Annotated in this window: 17 protein-coding genes and 4 tRNA genes; 6 read left to right on the top strand and 15 right to left on the bottom strand. The window is 62.5% G+C overall.

Features of this window, described 5'->3' with window-relative positions:
• Positions 1-36 precede the first annotated feature (36 nt).
• The 5 genes from HGO40_RS11180 (at position 37) to HGO40_RS11160 (ending at position 2,684) form a co-directional block, all read left to right on the top strand.
• Positions 37-366 carry a hypothetical protein gene (locus HGO40_RS11180; RefSeq protein ID WP_250963028.1) on the top strand — a complete coding sequence of 110 codons (330 nt, stop codon included), beginning with the start codon at positions 37-39 and terminating at the stop codon, positions 364-366.
• Entirely contained in the window at positions 363-731 is a 369-nt protein-coding gene (locus HGO40_RS11175) for a hypothetical protein (protein WP_250963027.1), read from the top strand. Before HGO40_RS11180 ends, HGO40_RS11175 begins: the two co-directional genes overlap by 4 nt.
• 49 nt (positions 732-780) lie before the next feature.
• A complete protein-coding gene (locus HGO40_RS11170; RefSeq protein ID WP_250963026.1) occupies positions 781-1,014 on the top strand; it encodes a hypothetical protein in 234 nt (77 codons plus the stop codon).
• Between the two features lie 57 nt (positions 1,015-1,071).
• Complete coding sequence (locus HGO40_RS11165) at positions 1,072-1,278, top strand: hypothetical protein (protein ID WP_250963025.1); 207 nt, start codon at positions 1,072-1,074, stop codon at positions 1,276-1,278.
• A gap of 269 nt (positions 1,279-1,547) precedes the next feature.
• On the top strand, positions 1,548-2,684 hold the full coding sequence (locus HGO40_RS11160; RefSeq protein WP_250963024.1) for a tyrosine-type recombinase/integrase: 1,137 nt from the start codon (positions 1,548-1,550) through the stop codon (positions 2,682-2,684).
• A gap of 109 nt (positions 2,685-2,793) precedes the next feature.
• Here the strand turns inward: HGO40_RS11160 and HGO40_RS11155 are convergent.
• Positions 2,794-2,870: transfer RNA gene (locus tag HGO40_RS11155), tRNA-Val, on the bottom strand.
• A 183-nt stretch (positions 2,871-3,053) separates the two neighbouring features.
• Between HGO40_RS11155 and HGO40_RS11150 the strand changes: the two genes are divergently transcribed.
• Positions 3,054-4,337 (top strand): NAD(P)/FAD-dependent oxidoreductase, encoded by a 1,284-nt coding sequence (locus HGO40_RS11150; protein WP_250963023.1) that lies wholly within the window; start codon positions 3,054-3,056, stop codon positions 4,335-4,337.
• Positions 4,338-4,530: 193 nt separating this feature from the next.
• Here HGO40_RS11150 and HGO40_RS11145 read toward each other — a convergent pair.
• The 14 genes from HGO40_RS11145 to HGO40_RS11080 form a co-directional block, all read right to left on the bottom strand.
• Positions 4,531-4,607 (bottom strand) — tRNA-Asp (locus tag HGO40_RS11145).
• A gap of 89 nt (positions 4,608-4,696) precedes the next feature.
• Positions 4,697-4,773: transfer RNA gene (locus tag HGO40_RS11140), tRNA-Asp, on the bottom strand.
• 58 nt (positions 4,774-4,831) lie between these two features.
• Positions 4,832-4,907: transfer RNA gene (locus HGO40_RS11135), tRNA-Val, on the bottom strand.
• 103 nt (positions 4,908-5,010) lie between these two features.
• Entirely contained in the window at positions 5,011-5,784 is a 774-nt protein-coding gene (locus tag HGO40_RS11130) for an SDR family oxidoreductase (protein ID WP_250963022.1), read from the bottom strand.
• On the bottom strand, positions 5,781-6,992 hold the full coding sequence (locus tag HGO40_RS11125) for an O-succinylhomoserine sulfhydrylase (protein ID WP_250963021.1): 1,212 nt from the start codon (positions 6,990-6,992) through the stop codon (positions 5,781-5,783). Before HGO40_RS11125 ends, HGO40_RS11130 begins: the two co-directional genes overlap by 4 nt.
• Before the next feature lie 57 nt (positions 6,993-7,049).
• Positions 7,050-8,555, bottom strand: a complete 1,506-nt coding sequence (purF, locus tag HGO40_RS11120) for an amidophosphoribosyltransferase (RefSeq protein ID WP_250963020.1) — start codon at positions 8,553-8,555, stop codon at positions 7,050-7,052.
• A 40-nt stretch (positions 8,556-8,595) separates the two neighbouring features.
• A complete protein-coding gene (locus HGO40_RS11115) occupies positions 8,596-9,156 on the bottom strand; it encodes a CvpA family protein (RefSeq protein ID WP_030142022.1) in 561 nt (186 codons plus the stop codon).
• A gap of 89 nt (positions 9,157-9,245) precedes the next feature.
• Positions 9,246-9,917, bottom strand: a complete 672-nt coding sequence (locus HGO40_RS11110; protein WP_250963019.1) for an SPOR domain-containing protein — start codon at positions 9,915-9,917, stop codon at positions 9,246-9,248.
• Positions 9,901-11,208, bottom strand: a complete 1,308-nt coding sequence (folC, locus tag HGO40_RS11105; protein WP_250963018.1) for a bifunctional tetrahydrofolate synthase/dihydrofolate synthase — start codon at positions 11,206-11,208, stop codon at positions 9,901-9,903. Before folC ends, HGO40_RS11110 begins: the two co-directional genes overlap by 17 nt.
• Positions 11,205-12,125, bottom strand: a complete 921-nt coding sequence (gene accD / locus HGO40_RS11100) for an acetyl-CoA carboxylase, carboxyltransferase subunit beta (protein WP_250963017.1) — start codon at positions 12,123-12,125, stop codon at positions 11,205-11,207. Before accD ends, folC begins: the two co-directional genes overlap by 4 nt.
• 265 nt (positions 12,126-12,390) lie before the next feature.
• A complete protein-coding gene (locus HGO40_RS11095) occupies positions 12,391-13,014 on the bottom strand; it encodes a phosphoribosylanthranilate isomerase (protein ID WP_186707441.1) in 624 nt (207 codons plus the stop codon).
• A 63-nt stretch (positions 13,015-13,077) separates the two neighbouring features.
• Positions 13,078-13,902, bottom strand: a complete 825-nt coding sequence (truA, locus tag HGO40_RS11090; protein ID WP_003203852.1) for a tRNA pseudouridine(38-40) synthase TruA — start codon at positions 13,900-13,902, stop codon at positions 13,078-13,080.
• Positions 13,903-14,218: 316 nt separating this feature from the next.
• Positions 14,219-16,816 carry a FimV/HubP family polar landmark protein gene (locus HGO40_RS11085; RefSeq protein ID WP_250963016.1) on the bottom strand — a complete coding sequence of 866 codons (2,598 nt, stop codon included), beginning with the start codon at positions 16,814-16,816 and terminating at the stop codon, positions 14,219-14,221.
• A 209-nt stretch (positions 16,817-17,025) separates the two neighbouring features.
• Positions 17,026-18,036, bottom strand: coding sequence for an aspartate-semialdehyde dehydrogenase (locus HGO40_RS11080; protein ID WP_250963015.1), 1,011 nt, complete (start codon positions 18,034-18,036; stop codon positions 17,026-17,028).
• Between the last annotated feature and the right edge of the window lie 152 nt (positions 18,037-18,188).

The raw sequence follows: 18,188 nt of genomic DNA, 5'->3' as shown, positions 1-18,188 counted from the left end.
TTCAAAGTCAGCCGCTATAGCGGCAAAGGAATCGCTATGCCTGAAGAAATCAAACTGATCCAGGCCGCCCCAGTCGTGCGCGACGAGACCGGCTTTTACCAACACCCTGACCTGCCCGACTTTGAAGAGGGTGACGGTGAAAAGTCCAAAGCCTGGATCGCTGAACAGCGCCTGCAGGTGAGGATGGTTGAGCTCGAATACCACAGCGACGAAACAGTCTCGGAGCGCTACTTCGAAGCGGGCGACCCGGACTGCAGCTACTGGGAGCCTGACCGCCCCGAAGGCGAGGATTGGTTCTGCCTTGCGATTCACGACACGGACGACGGCCCGGTCTGCTGGTGGGCGCGCCGTGAGGTGACACCATGACCGACCACACCGAACTGAAGCGGCTGTCCGAGGCTGCGCCAGCCGGGCCCTGGTATCAGCATGGCGGAATCAAACAGGTCGTCGACCATAACTACGAGGCTGTCTGCGAAACCTTCGAGGAGGACGGCGACTGCCCTGTTGCTCGCTTCATTGCCGCCGCCAACCCTGCCGCCGTCCGGGCCTTGATCAACGAGAACGAAGCGCTGATCCAGGCGCTCCAGGCCATCACCGCCCAGGTCGACGGCAACATCCGCCCCACCGTTCACGAATGCATTAACGGGCAGAACAACGTCCAGGACATCTATGGCTACTGCGATCAGATCGAATCGATTGCAGCGGCAGCGATGAAGGAGCAACAGCCATGATCCTCCCCCTGCTCTACATGGCCCACCTGATATTCAGGGGGCCGAGGCCATGAGCCGATACATAGCGGTTATCCACGGCTGGCACGCCCACAGCAACGGTTTCAACGTGCACCAGCTCGAAGCCGTCACGCTGGAGGAAGCGCAAAAAGAAGCCTGCTGGCTGAACGACTTGCGGGACTCGGCCTTCGACCGTTGCGCCTACGTCGTGGTCGAGATCGACGACACCGAGCATCTGCCTCGCCGCCTAACTTGGCGGGAGCGCCTGACCGGAAAACTTCGGTAACGCCCATAACCCCAATCCACCTACAGCCTGCCGGTGAACGGCGGGCGAGGAATTCCTATGTCAGCAAAAAAGCTGTTTGAAGTCCTGATCAGCGCCCTGTTGTACCTGCTGATCACCCTGCTCTGGTTCGTCTATGCCGCACCACAGATGGTCGAGCACGGATCTGAGGCGTCCCTGATCACTGCCTTCTTCGGAACGATGGTCTGGCTCGCCGCCACCGGCTGCATCTTCATTCACATCATCCAGAAGGCGCGCCCCGCGTAGATCTGTCTGCCGCCAGGCGCGGCACGGAGCATCATCATGGCAAAGGTCATTGCACAAATGACGATAAAGCTCCCCCGTCTTATGGAGGTGAGCGAATACAGGAAGCTGCGCTACGTCGGGGGATAGCCGAGTGTTCAGCAGCTGAAGAAATGGATTGAGGAAGGCGAGGTGGCAGGAGAAGTGAAAGGCGGGATGTATTTTGTGGACGTCCCGGCCGCAGTGATGGGCGCTACTGACCCGCTGCTGGCCCAAATGATGGAGATCGGTTGATGGCTGCCCGGCCGCGCACACTGAAAAACAGGAAGTTACCGCCGAACCTCTACCCCAACGGGAAGTATTGGCGGTACCGCAACCCAATCACCGGCCTGATGACGAGCATCAACCGCCCCATAGAGGAGGCAATAAAACTAGCCCGGGCGGCGAACTTGAAACTGGCGGCACTCGTTGTCGACGATGGCGCGTTGCTCACCCTGCTGACGGGTGACCGCCTGCCGACTGTCAGCAACCTGCTCCAGCGCTTCCACGATGAATGGCTGGTGGATAAGGGCTACGCCGCTCGCACCTTGGAAGAGATCAAATTCAAGATCGAGCGCTACCGGCAGGACCTTGGTGATAGGCTCATCGGGCAGATGGACGTGCTGGCTATGGCCGAGTATCTGGACCAGTTCAGCAACAACGCCTACACCAAGCACCGGGGGCTGTGGGTGCAGATATTCGCGTTTGCCGTGGCCAAGGGCCTGGCCGAGCGAAATAACGCCGAGCTGACCCTGGTGAAGAAGGAGGCGGAGAAGAAGCGGCAGCGGCATACGCTGGAAGGGTTGAAGTCGATCATCGACGCGGCGACCACGCCACCCTGGCTGAAGCGAGCAATTCGCCTGGCGCTGACCAGTCTGCAGCGGCGCGAAGATATCGTGACATGGCTGAAATCGGCTGCCGACATGGAGAAAAACACTCTTACGGTATCGCCCGGCAAGACCCAGGGTTATGACAACCCCGTCCACCTGAAAATCAAGATGGGCGCCGCGCTCCGGGAGGTAGTTGGCGAGTGCCTGCGTTCGCCTCTGGCTTCGCCTTACCTGATCCACTACAAGCCGAAGGCGCGCCGGCGCGAGCAGATCGACGCGAAGGACCATTGGACCTCAGTAACGCCTGACTACCTGACCAAGGAGTTCAGCAAGGCCCGAGACGCGGCACACGCCTACGACCATGTGCCGGCCGGTGAGCGCCCCACTTTTCATGAGATCCGCGCTTTGGGCGCATGGCTGTATGAGCAGCAGAATTTCCCGCAGGAATACATCCAGGCGCTGCTGGGCCATGCGGACGAGAAGATGACCAGGCACTACCAGGAGGGACACGGCAACAAGACAATTGAGTACGTCGAGGTGGGAGCAGAATTGGCATTGTGAGGTGGGGGTTTTGCAAAAGTTTTGCAAAAGTTTTGCAAATCGCAGCCAACAAAAAAGGGCCCACCTTTCGGTGGACCCTTCTAGACCGCCCAGCAGAGCGGATTTTGTTTGGTAGGCGCGATTGGACTCGAACCAACGACCCCCACCATGTCAAGGTGGTGCTCTAACCAACTGAGCTACGTGCCTGCTGTGAGGCGGCATTCTACGGAATTCCGGAGGGGTGTCAACACCTTTTTTTCACCTAACCCTATGAATATGCAAAATATTTAATTTCGCCGCCGCAACGAAGAATCGGGGGTGGCTGGCGGCCGATTTTTATCTCGGGTAGGATCGTCGCATTCGTAAAAAATATAAAACAGAGGTTCCAGAATGACGAACACAACCTACCCAGCGTCCTATTACGCCGCATCGGCCAACCCGGCGCCGTCGCGCCCTGCCCTGCAGGACGATGTGGAAACCGATGTGTGCGTCATCGGCGCGGGGTATACGGGGTTGTCTTCTGCGCTGTTTTTGCTGGAGAACGGTTTCAAGGTCACCGTGCTTGAGGCGGCCAAGGTTGGCTTTGGGGCTTCGGGTCGCAACGGTGGGCAGATCGTTAACAGTTATAGCCGCGACATTGACGTGATCGAGCGCAGCGTCGGTCCTCAGCAGGCGCAGTTGCTGGGCAACATGGCGTTCGAGGGCGGACGGATCATTCGCGAGCGGGTGGCGAAGTATCAGATCCAGTGTGATTTGAAGGACGGCGGTGTATTCGCCGCCCTCACCGCTAAACAGATGGGCCACCTGGAGTCGCAGAAGCGTTTATGGGAGCGTTTCGGTCATACCCAGCTGGAACTGCTGGACCAGCGACGCATTCGCGAGGTGGTGGCTTGCGACGAGTACGTGGGCGGCATGCTCGATATGAGCGGTGGGCATATTCATCCGCTCAACCTGGCGCTGGGCGAAGCGGCGGCGGTGGAGTCGCTGGGTGGGGTGATTTATGAGCAGTCGCCTGCGGTGCGCATCGAGCGCGGTGCCAGTCCGGTTGTGCATACGCCGCAGGGCAAGGTCAGGGCCAAGTTCATTATCGTGGCCGGTAACGCTTACTTGGGCAATCTGGTGCCGGAGTTGGCGGCCAAGTCGATGCCTTGCGGTACTCAGGTGATCGCCACCGAGCCGTTGGGGGAAGAGTTGGCCCGTAGCCTGTTGCCGCAGGATTATTGCGTCGAAGACTGCAACTACTTGCTCGACTACTACCGGCTGACAGGCGACAAGCGTCTGATCTTCGGTGGCGGCGTGGTATATGGCGCGAGGGATCCGGCGAACATTGAGGCGATCATTCGGCCGAAGATGCTCAAGGCGTTCCCGCAACTCAAGGATGTGAAGATCGACTACGCCTGGACCGGCAATTTCCTGCTGACGCTGTCGCGTCTTCCGCAGGTCGGGCGGCTGGGGGATAACATTTATTATTCCCAGGGCTGCAGCGGTCACGGCGTGACGTATACGCACTTGGCGGGCAAGCTGCTGGCCGAGGCGCTGCGTGGGCAGGCTGAGCGTTTTGATGCGTTTGCGGACCTGCCCCACTACCCCTTCCCCGGCGGTCAGTTGTTGCGTACGCCTTTTGCGGCGTTGGGGGCTTGGTATTACGGGTTGCGGGATAAATTGGGGTTCTGAAGCCACCTACACCAAGGGCTGCTTCGCAGCCCAGCGGGAGCAAGCTCCCTCGCCACAGAATCCAACCCATAGATCGTAGTACGCCGAAAACAAAAAACCCCGGTCTTTCGACCAGGGTCTTTGCTATCGACTAGAAGGAGCTTTGCAGCTTTCTTCCTAGCTTCAAGGCGTTCAGTGGGCCTCGAAGCAGATATGGCGCAGCGGACGGGACTCGAACCCGCGACCCCCGGCGTGACAGGCCGGTATTCTAACCGACTGAACTACCGCTGCGTATCGCTATGGACTTGCGTCCAGTTAACTCGTCTGATCAAAACCCTTGGGTCTGGATCTCGAACCAGGCGAACCTGCTTCGGAAAATATGGCGCAGCGGACGGGACTCGAACCCGCGACCCCCGGCGTGACAGGCCGGTATTCTAACCGACTGAACTACCGCTGCGCGTCGGTGGAGGCTTTTGACAGCTTCCGTCTTGCTTTCGCAAAACTCTCGTAAAACATGGTGGGTGATGACGGGATCGAACCGCCGACATTCTGCTTGTAAGGCAGACGCTCTCCCAGCTGAGCTAATCACCCTTTGCTTCGTTGAGGCCGCGAAATTTACGCAGGTACCGAAGCTAAGTCAATAGCAGGGTTGAAGTTTTTTCAAAACAGTTTCAAACGGTACCCGTAACAGTCCTCACTCATAAATCATTTTCTTGGTCATGCCGCCGTCCACCACGAACTCCAGCCCCGTGACAAAACCGGCATTGCGCGTCAACAGCCACGCCACCATGGCCGCCACGTCCTCTACCGTCCCTACCCTGCCCGCCGGATGCTGGGCGTGATCGGCGTCGGTCAGGGGTTGCGCGCGACGCTGGGACGGATCCCGTGCATCGATCCAGCCGGGGCTGACAGCGTTGACCCGGATCTCCGGCCCAAGGCTGATTGCCAGGGCATGAGTCAGGGCCAGCAGGCCGCCCTTGCTCGCCGCATAGGCTTCTGTGTCCGGTTCTGACTGCGCAGCGCGGGTCGAGGCCAGGTTGACGATGGCGCCGTTGTGGGCGCGCAGATACGGCGCGCAGTGCTTGGCCAGCAGCATCGGCCCACCCAGGTTCACCGCCAGGACCCGATTCCAATAAGCCAGGTCCAGGCTTTCGAGGGTGATGTTGTGCGGATCGGCGATGGCCGCGTTGCACACCAGCGCGTCCAGCCGTCCGAACTGTCCAAGCACCTCGGCGATACCGGTGGCAACCTGCCCCTCATCCGCCACGTCCATGGCGATGAACCAGGCATTGTCACCCAGGCTCTTCGCCACCTTGGACCCGCGTTCGCGATCCAGATCGGTCAGCACCACCTGCCAGCCTTCACAAATAAGCCAGGCGGCAATGCCCAGGCCAATGCCCCGTGCGGCGCCCGTAACCAGTGCAACCCGGCCATGAGTGCCGCTCGGCGGCGTAGCCAGCTCGATCACAAGGCCGCCAACCCGCGGGCCAGGTCGACTTGCAGGTCCGCCACGTCTTCCAGGCCGACCGCAACGCGGATCAGGCTGTCACGAATACCCGCCGATTCACGTTCCTGGGGCGACAGGCGACCGTGGGAAGTGGTGCTCGGGTGGGTAATCGTGGTCTTGCTGTCGCCCAGGTTGGCGGGGATGGAAATCAACCGGGTCGCGTCGATGAAGCGCCAGGCGCCTGCCTTGCCGCCCTTGACCTCGAAGCTCACCACCGCACCGAAACCGCGCTGCTGACGCAGGGCCAGGTCATGTTGCGGATGGCTCTTGAGGCCGGCGTAGTGCACTTTCTCGATGCCGTCCTGCTGCTCCAGCCACTCGGCCAGGGCCTGGGCGTTGGCGCAATGGGCTTTCATGCGCAGGCCGAGGGTTTCCAGGCCCTTGAGGAAAATCCAGGCGTTGAACGGGCTGAGGGTCGGCCCAGCGGTGCGCAGGAAACCCACCACTTCTTTCATCTGCTCGCCACGACCGGCCACGACGCCGCCCATGCAACGGCCCTGGCCGTCGATGAACTTGGTTGCCGAATGCACCACCACGTCCGCGCCCAGCTTCAGCGGTTGCTGCAGCGCCGGGGTGCAGAAGCAGTTATCGACCACCAGCATGGCGCCCTTGGCGTGGGCGATTTGCGCCAGTGCGGCGATGTCCACCAGTTCGGCCAGGGGGTTGGAAGGCGACTCGACGAAAAGCAGCTTGGTATTGGCCTTGATGGCAGCATCCCAAGCAGACAGGTCCGCCAGGGGCACGTAGTCGACTTCCACACCGAAACGCTTGAAGTACTTTTCGAACAGGCTGATGGTCGAACCGAAGACGCTGCGCGATACCAGCACATGATCGCCGGCACTGCACAGGCTCATCACCACGGCCATGATCGCAGCCATGCCGGTGGCGGTCGCCACGGCTTGCTCGGCGCCTTCCAGGGCGGCGATGCGTTCTTCGAACGCACGCACGGTCGGGTTGGTGTAGCGCGAGTAGACGTTGCCCGGTACCTCGCCAGCAAACCGCGCCGCGGCGTCGGCGGCGGTGCGGAACACGTAGCTGGAGGTAAAGAACATCGGGTCGCCATGTTCGGCTTCCGGTGTACGGTGCTGACCCGCGCGAACCGCCAGGGTATCGAACGCTACGCCTTCAAGGTCGCTGTCCAGCCGACCGGCATCCCAATCCTGACTCATGCTGCCACTCCTGTAATCAGTTAAACGCAAACCGGCCCCTCGGGGCCGGTTGGTGACTCAGTTGTTGTACAGATCGATGATCGCACTGACCGCCTGGGTCTTGGCCTTGGACGCGTCGTTACGCGCGTTCTCGATCCTGTTCAGGTAGACCTCGTCGATGTCGCCGGTGACGTACTTGCCGTCGAATACCGCGCAATCGAACTGCTCGATCTTGATCTTGCCGCCGCCCACCGCTTCGATCAGGTCCGGCAGGTCCTGGTAGATCAGCCAGTCGGCACCGATCAGGTCGGCCACGTCCTGGGTCGTGCGGTTATGCGCGATCAGCTCGTGGGCACTCGGCATGTCGATGCCGTAGACGTTCGGGTAGCGCACGGCCGGGGCCGCAGAGCAGAAATACACGTTCTTGGCGCCGGCTTCACGGGCCATCTGGATGATCTGCTTGCAGGTGGTGCCACGGACGATGGAGTCATCCACCAGCATCCCGTTCTTGCCGCGGAATTCCAGCTCGATGGCGTTGAGCGTCTGGCGTACGGATTTTTTCCGAGCGGCCTGGCCCGGCATGATGAAGGTCCGGCCGATATAGCGGTTCTTCACGCAGCCTTCGCGGAACTTGACGCCCAGGTGGTTCGCCAGTTCCAGGGCCGCGGTGCGGCTGGTGTCCGGGATCGGGATGACCACGTCGATGTCGTGTTCCGGACGCTCGCGCAGGATCTTGTCGGCCAGCTTCTCGCCCATGCGCAGGCGCGCCTTGTAGACCGAGTTGCCGTCGATGATCGAGTCCGGACGCGCCAGGTAGACGTGTTCGAAGATGCACGGGGTCAGGGACGGGTTGGTCGCGCACTGACGGGTGTGCAGCTTGCCATCTTCAGTGATGTAGACCGCTTCGCCCGGGGCCAGGTCGCGGATCAGGGTGAAACCCAGCACGTCCAGGGACACGCTTTCCGAGGCGATCATGTACTCGACGCCTTCGTCGGTGTGACGCTGGCCGAACACGATCGGACGGATGCCGTGGGGATCGCGGAAACCGACGATGCCGTAGCCGGTGATCATCGCCACGACTGCGTAGCCGCCCACGCAACGGTTGTGCACGTCGGTCACGGCGGCGAACACGTCTTCTTCGGTCGGCTGCAGCTTGCCGCGCTGGGCCAGCTCATGGGCGAACACGTTGAGCATCACTTCCGAGTCGGAACTGGTGTTGACGTGGCGCAAGTCAGACTCGTAGATCTCCTTGGCCAGTTGCTCGACGTTGGTCAGGTTGCCGTTATGCGCCAGGGTGATGCCGTAAGGCGAGTTGACGTAGAACGGCTGGGCTTCAGCCGACGTCGAGCTGCCCGCGGTGGGGTAGCGCACGTGGCCGATACCCATGTGGCCGACCAGGCGCTGCATGTGACGCTGGTGGAACACGTCACGCACCAGGCCGTTGTCCTTGCGCAGGAATAACCGGCCGTCATGGCTGGTCACGATACCGGCAGCGTCCTGGCCGCGGTGCTGGAGCACGGTTAGCGCGTCATACAGCGCCTGATTGACGTTCGACTTACCGACGATACCGACGATGCCACACATGCGACGCAACCCCTACTTAATGGATCTGAACTGAACACACTTACTGCGGCGTTTTGGCCGTCGGCAAGAGGTGTTCCTTGAACGGTATTTCAGCGGGTACGCTGATACCGCTGGCAAGCCACTGACTGCTCCAACCCAGGATCAGGTTTTTGGACCAGTCTGCGACCAATAGAAATTGTGGCACGAGCCGGGACTCCTGCCACCACGTATCCTGCTGTACCGGCCCCAGGCTCAAGAGCCCGACGGCCACGACCACCAGCAACGCGCCACGCGCCGCGCCGAAGGCCATGCCCAGGAACCGGTCCGTCCCGGAAAGCCCGGTGACGCGAATCAGTTCGCCGATCAGATAATTGATCATTGCGCCCACCAGCAAGGTGGCGATAAACAAGATGGCACAGCCCGCGATCACGCGGGCCGAGGGAGTTTCGATGTATCCGGCGAGGTACTGGGACAGCGAACCACCAAACATCCAGGCGACGACTCCCGCGATGATCCAGGTCAGCAGCGAGAGGGCTTCCTTGACGAAGCCGCGGCTCAGACTGATCAATGCGGAGATGGCGACGATCGCAACGATCGCCCAGTCAACCCAGGTAAATGGCACGGTGCAGCCTACAGACGGATAAGGCGGCGCATTTTAGCAGAGCGCAGGGCTGTCGGTAAGCTGCGTGATTCAAATCAGCTAAAACGCTGTCAGCCGCGCTCTGGCTGGAAGCGCACCACGAAACCCTTGAGGTTCTGCTGGCGGCTGAGCAGGTCACGCAGGCGGTCGGCCTCGGCGCGCTCGATCAGCGGACCGACAAACACCCGGTTCTTGCCATCGGCGGAACGGATATAGGCGTTGTAGCCCTGGCTGCGCAAGGTTTTCTGCAGGTTCTCGGCACTTTCACGACTGGTCAGGCTGGCCAGTTGTACCGACCAACTGACCGACAGGCCATTGGCATCCACACGGCTCTGGGTCGTGTCCGGCTTGGTCGGAGCAGCGGAGATCGGCTGGCTCGGGGCCGGCTTGACCGCCGGCGTCGCCGGAACAGGCACGGGTGCGACAGCCGGCTTGCTTGGCGCGGCGGGAGCCGGCGTGGCAGGTGCAGGTGCAATCGGCGTGGAAGGCACAACAGGTTGCTCAGCCAGTTCCTCGTCGCTTGGCACAGGCTCTTGAGGCAACGCCTGGGGCTCAGGCACGACCACGGGCTCGACCTGCACGGGCGGCACCGAAGGCGCCTGGGGCGCGGCCGGCGCGTCGACCGTGACCTGGCGCTGCTCGTCCTGACGGGAAAACAGCATCGGCAGGAAAATCACCGCCAGGGCCACCAACACCAGGGCCCCGACCATGCGCTGCTTGTACGCCTTATCCAGCAATGCCATCTGCAGCTTCCTCCGTGGAGCGCCGGGCCAACCATTGAAGGGCCTCGGCAACACAAAAAAATGATCCGAACAGCAGGATTTCATCATCGGCCGTCGCCAGGGCACACTGCCCTTCCAGGGCGGCGGCCACGCTGGCGTAGGCTTGCACTGGAGCGCCGTGACGCTGCAAAGCGCCGTGCAACTCAGCGGCCGTACGCGTGCGCGGCGAATCCAGCGGCGTCACCGCCCAGTGCTGGACACTAGCATTCAACGCCTCGACAACGCCATCCAGATCCTTGTCGGACAGCAGTCCGAACACCGCCAGGCGCCGCCCTGCCACGGGCCGTCGTGCGAGGCGCTCGGCCAGGTACTGCGCCGCATGGGGATTATGGCCGACGTCCAGCAACAGGTTCAGGCGCTTGCCTTGCCAATCGAACTGACGGCGATCAAGGCGCCCGACCACACGGGTCGCCTGCAACGCCTGGACAATTTGCCCGGCTTCCCAGGGCAAGCCGAGCAACAGGTAGGCCTGGAGCGCCAGCGCGGCGTTTTCCATCGGTAAATCCAGCAGTGGCAGATCACGCAACTCCACCGGATTGCCACGCAGGTCAGTACCGCGCCACTGCCAATGCTGCTCGGTCATCGCCAGGTCGAAATCCCGCCCACGCAAAAAGAACGGGCAACTGAGCTCGCGGACCTTGTCCAACACTGGCTGGGGAGGATTGAGATCGCCACAGAGTGCAGGCGCCCCCTGGCGAAAGATGCCGGCCTTCTCGAAGGCCACGGATTCGCGGGTATCGCCCAGGTAATCGGCATGGTCCACGCCAATGCTGGTGACCAGTGCGATGTCGGCGTCCACCAGGTTGACCGTGTCCAGGCGCCCGCCCAGGCCGACTTCCAGCACCACCGCGTCGAGACCGGCACGGGCAAACAACCAGAACGCCGCCAGGGTGCCCATCTCGAAATAGGTCAGGGTTGTATCGCCTCGCCCGGCTTCCACCGCGGCAAAGGCTTCGCACAGCTGGGCGTCCGTGGCTTCGACGCCATTCACCTGCACCCGCTCGTTGTAGCGCAGCAGATGCGGCGAGCTGTAGACACCGACGCTCAGCCCCTGGGCCCGCAGCAGCGAGGCCACGAAGGCGCAGGTCGAACCTTTGCCATTGGTGCCGGTGACGGTGATCACCCGGGGCGCCGGCTTGGCCAGTCCCATGCGGGACGCTACCGTTCGCGAGCGCTCCAGCCCCATGTCGATGGCTGTTGGATGCAACTGCTCGAGGTAGGCAAGCCAGTCGCCCAGGGTGCGTTGGGTCATAGCCCGGCAGGCACTGGCGGAACGACGATCGGCTCGATCGGTGCAGCGACGAACTTCGGCGTCGGCAGCCCCATCAGTTGCGCCAGCAGGTTGCCCAGGCGCGGACGCAACTCCTGACGATGAATGATCATGTCGATGGCGCCGTGCTCCAACAGGAATTCACTGCGCTGGAAGCCTTCCGGCAGTTTTTCACGCACGGTCTGCTCGATCACACGCGGCCCGGCAAAACCGATCAGGGCTTTCGGCTCGCCGACGATCACGTCGCCCAGCATCGCCAGACTGGCGGAAACACCACCGTAGCCGGGGTCGGTCAGCACCGAGATGAACGGAATGCCTTCTTCACGCAGACGCGCCAGCACCGCGGAGGTCTTGGCCATTTGCATCAGGGAGATCAGTGCTTCCTGCATCCGCGCACCGCCGGAAGCGGCGAAGCAGATCATCGGGCAACGGTTTTCCAGGGCATGGTTGGCGGCACGAACGAAACGCTCGCCGACGATGGCGCCCATGGAACCGCCCATGAAGGAGAATTCGAAAGCCGAGACCACCACCGGCATGCCCAGCAAGGTGCCGCTCATGGACACCAGGGCGTCTTTTTCACCGGTCTGCTTCTGGGCAGCGGTCAGGCGATCCTTGTACTTCTTGCCGTCGCGGAATTTCAGGCGATCCACCGGCTCCAGGTCGGCGCCCAGCTCCACGCGGCCTTCCGCGTCCAGGAAGATATCGATACGGGCACGCGCGCCGATGCGCATGTGGTGGTTGCACTTGGGGCAAACGTCCAGGGTCTTTTCCAGCTCGGGACGGTACAGCACCGCCTCGCAGGATGGACATTTGTGCCACAGACCTTCAGGCACCGAGCTTTTCTTCACCTCGGAACGCATGATCGAAGGGATCAGTTTGTCTACCAACCAGTTGCTCATGCTTTCTTTCTCCAGTACCGGCGGCCCGAACGCTCTGGTTCGCGGCCCCGCGTATGCCCTTGAGCTAAATTCATTGTGCGGCGAGGATCGAACGGCCACCACGGTCAGCGCGAAACATGACCTGCGTGCAGCCCAACCTCCTCTGCCATCCCGGCAACCGCTGCACCGCGGTTGCCCCTACGCTATCGGCCCACCCGAAGGCGGTGCCTGCCTGCTTTGTACAGTGCAGGTATGGACGGCGGCAGTCTGCCAGCCGTCACATTGACTACTGGCTGTTGCGAACAGCAGCCAGGAATGCACGAATCTTTGCCGGATCCTTGATGCCCTTGCCCTGCTCCACCCCGCCACTCACATCCACCGCATACGGACGAACCTGGCGAATGGCCGAGGCGACGTTTTCCGCCGTCAAGCCACCGGCCAGGATGATCGGCTTGCTCAGCCCTTGTGGCACCAGCGACCAATCAAATGCTTCGCCGGTACCGCCGGGCACGCCTTCCACATAGGTGTCCAGCAAGATGCCGCTGGCACTGGCAAAGGCTTCGCAAGCGGCGGCGATGTCGTCACCGGCCTTGACTCGCAACGCCTTGATGTACGGGCGATGCCAGCCTTCGCAATCGGCCGGGGTTTCATCGCCATGGAACTGCAACAGGCCCAGCGGCACCGCATCGAGGATCTCACCCAGCTCGCAACGACTGGCATTGACGAACAACCCTACCGGGGTCACGAACGGTGGCAGGGCCTGGATGATCGCCCGCGCCTGCTGCACCGTCACCGCCCGCGGGCTCTTGGCGTAGAACACCAGCCCGATGGCATCGGCCCCGGCCTCGACCGCCGCCAACGCGTCCTCGACGCGAGTGATCCCGCAAATCTTGCTGCGAACGACCGGCATGGTGGGTAAAACCTCGGGCAAATCCTTGAAAGTCCCGGATGGTAACAAATGCTGCGGAGGGCGTCAGCCGTCAAGTTCCGAGAAGCCCGTGAGGAAATGCGGCCCGATGTAACGCTCTGGCAGCTCGAATTCATCGCGATATTCGACCTGCACCAGGTACAAGCCAAACGGGTGCGCCGTGACGCCACCGGAACGGCGGATGCGACTGTCGAGCACTTCCTTGATCCATTCCACCGGCCGCTCGCCGGCACCAATGGTCATCAGCACGCCGGCAATGTTGCGCACCATGTGATGCAAGAAGGCACTGGCGCGGATGTCGAGCACGATCATCTTGCCGTGACGAGTCACCCGCAGGTGGTGCAACTCCTTGATCGGCGACTTGGCCTGGCACTGGCCGGCACGGAAGGCGCTGAAGTCATGGACGCCGACCAGGTATTGCGCGGCCTCGGCCATGCGCTCGACATCCAGCGGGCGGTGGTTCCAGGTGATCTCTTCGTTCAGGTGCGCCGGGCGAATCTGGTCGTTGTAGATCACGTAGCGGTAACGCCGGGCGATGGCCTTGAAGCGCGCGTGAAAATGCGCCGGCATCACCTTGGCCCAACTGACGCTGACGTCGTGGGGCAAGTTGATGTTCGCGCCCATGACCCAGGCCTTCATCGAGCGCTCGACCTGGGTGTCGAAATGCACCACCTGGCCACAGGCATGCACACCGGCATCGGTACGACCAGCGCAATGCAGCGACACGGGCGAATCGGCGACTTTGGACAGTGCGTTTTCGAGGGTTTCCTGCACCGTCAATACACCGGACGCCTGGCGCTGCCAGCCACGGTAGCGCGAGCCTTTGTATTCAACGCCCAAGGCGATCCGGAAAAAGCCGTCGGCCGCCATTTCGGCGGCCGGGTTGGCTATGTTTGCCAAGGAATTACAGCCTGCTGAGGTACGCAAAGGCGGGCATTATAAGGCCGGCTGGGCGGGATGCCAGTGCAATAGATAGCCCTGTGGTGAATGGACTCACGCCATCGTCGGATCGCCGCCCGGAGCAAGCTCGCTCCCACAAGGATCTGCGGTGAGTGTTGAACGTCTGGGCACCCGAGAACCCTGTGGGAGCGAGCTTGCTCGCGATGAGGCCAGCCCAGACACTATAAATCCCGCCGCAAACAAAAACGGCAGCCTCACCGGCTGCCGTTCTTGTATAACCACTGACTCAAGCGAGGCGCGACAACATCTCCTGCGCTTCGCTCTTCTGGGTGGCGTCGCCTTCGCTGAGGACTTCGCCGAGGATGTCGCGGGCGCCGTCGTTGTCGCCCATGTCGATGTAGGCCTGGGCCAGATCGAGCTTGGTCGCCACCTCATCGGTGCCGCTGAGGAAGTCGAAGTCCGGTTCGTCTTCAGCGCCAACCAGGGCATCTTCGGCGGTGAACGTCGGCTGGCCCAGGCTGTCGGACAGGCGATCCAGCTCGGCGTTGACATCGTCCAGCTCGGACTCGAAGGCATCCTTGGGCGCATCGTGCGCATCCATTTCGTCCGACAGGGACAGATCGAAATCCGCCGGCAGCTCAAGATCGTCGGCCGGCGTATCGGCCAAGGCCGGCGTTTCAGGCGCAGGCACATCCAGGCCCTTGAGGTCGTCGTCCAGGTCCAGCAGGAAGTCTTCCTCGTCGAGCGCAGGGATCGGGGTCGGCGCATCGGCGCCCAGGTCCAGGTCGAATTCCGACAAGTCGTCCAGGCTTTCGTTGGCCTCGGGCTGCTGCTTGAGCACCGATTCGAAGCTCAAGTCGTCGTCTTCCGGGAACGCGTCCAGTTCGGCGACAGGCTCCTGTGCTGGCGCGATCGGGGCCGTCTCCAGGTCATCCAGGCTCAGGTCGAAGGCGCTGTCCAGCTCCTCATCGGTCGGCGATTTGTCTTCCAGCAAGTCCTTGACGTACTGCGCGTCCAGTTCTGCCGCAACGGCCGCAGCGGCCAGGCCAGCGGCGGTCGCGCCCACCATGGCCGGGAACCGGCTTTTCAGCTGTTCGACCTGGGCGAAGTTGTCGCCATTGGCCACCAACTGGCGTTCCTGGGCGACAAAGGCGTCGCGGTCGCCCTGCTGACCGTAGACTTCCATCAACTTCAGGCGCAGGTCGCTGCGCTGGGGCTCGGCCTTGATGCCTTGCTCAAGCAGGTCGGCGGCCTGGTTCAAGCGGCCGCGGTCGATATGGGACTGGGCCTGGGGCAGTACGTCGTCGGAGCGCTCGGCGGCCGGCGCCACCAAAGGCGCGGCGATAGGCGGCGTGACCACCACGGGCGCGACCACCGGGGCCGGCTTGGGCACGGGTGCAGGAGCCGGCGCGGGTTTTGGCTCGAGTTTTACGCTAGGCGGTGGAACATCAATGCCCTCGAAGCTGCTCGGGGGCAGATCGAGCTCCGGGGAGAAGTCCGCCTCCTCCTCAAGGGCTCGGGCCATGCGCAAGTGTTTTTCCGCTTCCTGTTGGGCCTTGCGGCGACGGGCGAGCAACAACAGCAGCAACAGCAGGAGCAACGCGCCGCCGCCAATCAAACCCAACAGGATCGGATTGGTCAGGAGGTCGTTGTATTTTTGCTCGTTGGACGCGGCAGGCGTCGGCTCGACCGCTGTGGCTGGCGGGATCGCTTCCGGGGCCGGCGTGGGTGCAGCCGCCGGGGTCTGTGGCGCTGGCGCAGGGGTCAACTCGGCGGACATCGCCGGAGGCGCCTCGCCAGCGGGTGCCTCGCCAGCCGGAGGAATGGCGGCGCCTTCGGCCTGCATCTTCGCCAGTTGATTGTTCTTCAGCTCGATCAGGCGCTGCAGCTTGTCCAGTTGGCTCTGCAGATCCGCCATGCGGCTTTTCAGTTCTTCGTTATCCCGGCGCGCCGAATCGAGGCTGTCCTGGGTAACCGCCAGCTTGTTGGAAAGCGCCTGGGCATCGCCGGCAGCGCCCTTGCCGCCCGCCTTCGCCGCATCGGCCGACACCAGGCTCAAGTTGTCGCGACCGGCCGCCTGGGCCGGCGCGCCTTCGCCACGGCCACGCTTGGTGGCGTCCAACTGCTGCTTGCCGGCACCCGCCACGCCACGCCGTCCCGAGCGCCAGGCGGCGTTCTGCGCCGCCACTTCGGCGATGGCCTGGGGTTGCGGCAACGCTGTGCTTTGTACCGGGTCAGGCAGGCGCAACACCTGGCCGGTCTTGAGCAGGTTGATGTTGCCGTTGATGAACGCGTTCGGATTCAACGCCTGGATCGCCAGCATGGTTTGCTGGACCGACCCACCGTTGCGCACCTTCGCGGCGATTTCCCACAGGGTATCGCGCGGCGTGGTGGTGTACTGGGAAGGCGTGGTGGCCCCGGTGACCGGCGTGGACACGACCTGGGGCGGTTTCGCCCGGGCGGCATCGGCGGCCTGTGGCGAGAATTTGGATGGATCGAGCAGTACGCTGTAGTCGCGCAACAGGCGGCCGTTGGGCCACATCACTTGCACCAGGAACTTGACCATCGGTTCGGACAATGGCCGGCTGGACGTGACCCGCAGGACACTCTTGCCGTTGGCGTTGATCACCGGGGTGAAGCTCAGGTCGCTGAGAAAGGCTTGGCGATCAATGCCCGCCTTGGCGAATTCTTCGGGTGGAGCCAGGCTCGGCACCACTTCGGCGGCAGTCAGTTGCTGGACATCGAGCAGTTCGATTTCGGCGACCAGGGGCTGGTGCGGCGGCGACTTGAGGGTCAATTCCCCGAGCCCGAGCGCTTGCGCCATACCGGAGGACAGCGCCGAGGCGGCCGCTATTGCTAACACCAGTTTGCGAACTTGAACCATAGCCTCTTCCTTTGTTTGAACATTCCTCGGCCAGCGAGAAGGTATTGATGCCGCTGCCGTAAGGCATTGCGCGCAGCCCCGAAGCGACGGTGCGCGCGATCATTTCACTCATGCCCCGGGAAGTCCCCCAGAGGGATGTTCGCCTTCAGCATTCCGACCAAGCATAGCGCCCAGCTAGAATCATTCGACAAATTGACGCCAAGTATCTTTTACAGCAACTCTTTTATCAACAACTCAGCCACCTGCACGGCATTGAGCGCCGCACCCTTGCGCACGTTATCTGACGTCAGCCACATATTTAGTTCAGCCGGATCGTCGATCCCACCGCGCACCCGACCAACGTAGACCACATCCTGCCCCACTGCATCACCCACCGCGGTCGGGTAATCGCCCGCCTCCACCAGCTCGATACCGGGCGCCGCCTCCAAGGCCGCGTTCACCTTGGCCAGGTCGATGGCATTGGCAGACTGCACGGTCACGCTAAAGCTATCGCCAAAAAACACCGGGGCTTGAATGCAAGTGACGGAAATCTTTAACAAAGGTTGATTCAGCACCTGGCGCAACTCACGGACCAGGCGCTTTTCCAGCGACGTATGGCCCTGCTCGTCCGGCGCACCGACCTGGGCCAACAGATTGAACGCCATTTGCCGGTCAAAGAACGTTGGCTCCAGCGGACGGGCGTTGAGCAGCTCGGCGGTCTGGCGCGCCAGCTCGCTCACGGCCACGCGACCCTGGGCCGATACCGCGAGGCTGGCGGTCAGGCTGATGCGCTGCAGATCCAGGCATTCGCGCAGCGGAGCGAGCACCACCGCCAAGGCCGTGGCCGATGCGCTGGGGCTGCTGACCTGCAGCGGCTTGCCCAGGCCAGCCAGGACCTGGGCGTTGGCTTCCGGCACGATCTGCGGCGCCTGCTCGGGCGGCAACGCGCCGGACAAATCGATCAGTGCACAGCCGGCCGCCGTGGCTCGCGGGGCGAAACTCAGGGTCACCGCCGGGCCGGCGGCGAAGAACACCAGTTGGACTTTGCTGAAATCGAATTCGTCGACCTCGCGTACCCGCACGTTTTTATTGCGAAACATCACCGAGCTGCCTGCCGATTCGCTGCTGGCCAGCAGGTGCAGGTTGCCGACCGGGAAGTCCCGCTCTTCGAGAATCTGGACAAGGGTTTCGCCGACAGTACCGGTGGCGCCGATCACGGCAATATCAAAGGACTGGCTCATGGGTCTACCTCAGGTAAAACGTGGGGAGCGGCACTTTACCGGGTGGTGGGTGGGCAGGCAATTGGGCAGGGGGATTTGCGGTGCCTGGGTTGGCCCCATCGCGCGCAAGCTCGCTCCCACAGGGTGTGTGGCCAGGGAAGATGCCATGGGGG

The sequence above is a fragment of the Pseudomonas sp. CG7 genome (assembly GCF_023701885.1).
Classification (GTDB): Bacteria; Pseudomonadota; Gammaproteobacteria; order Pseudomonadales; family Pseudomonadaceae; genus Aquipseudomonas; species Aquipseudomonas zanjanensis.
The sequence above is the reverse complement of the archived record's forward strand: the minus strand, read 5'-3'. Positions and strand labels throughout refer to the sequence as shown.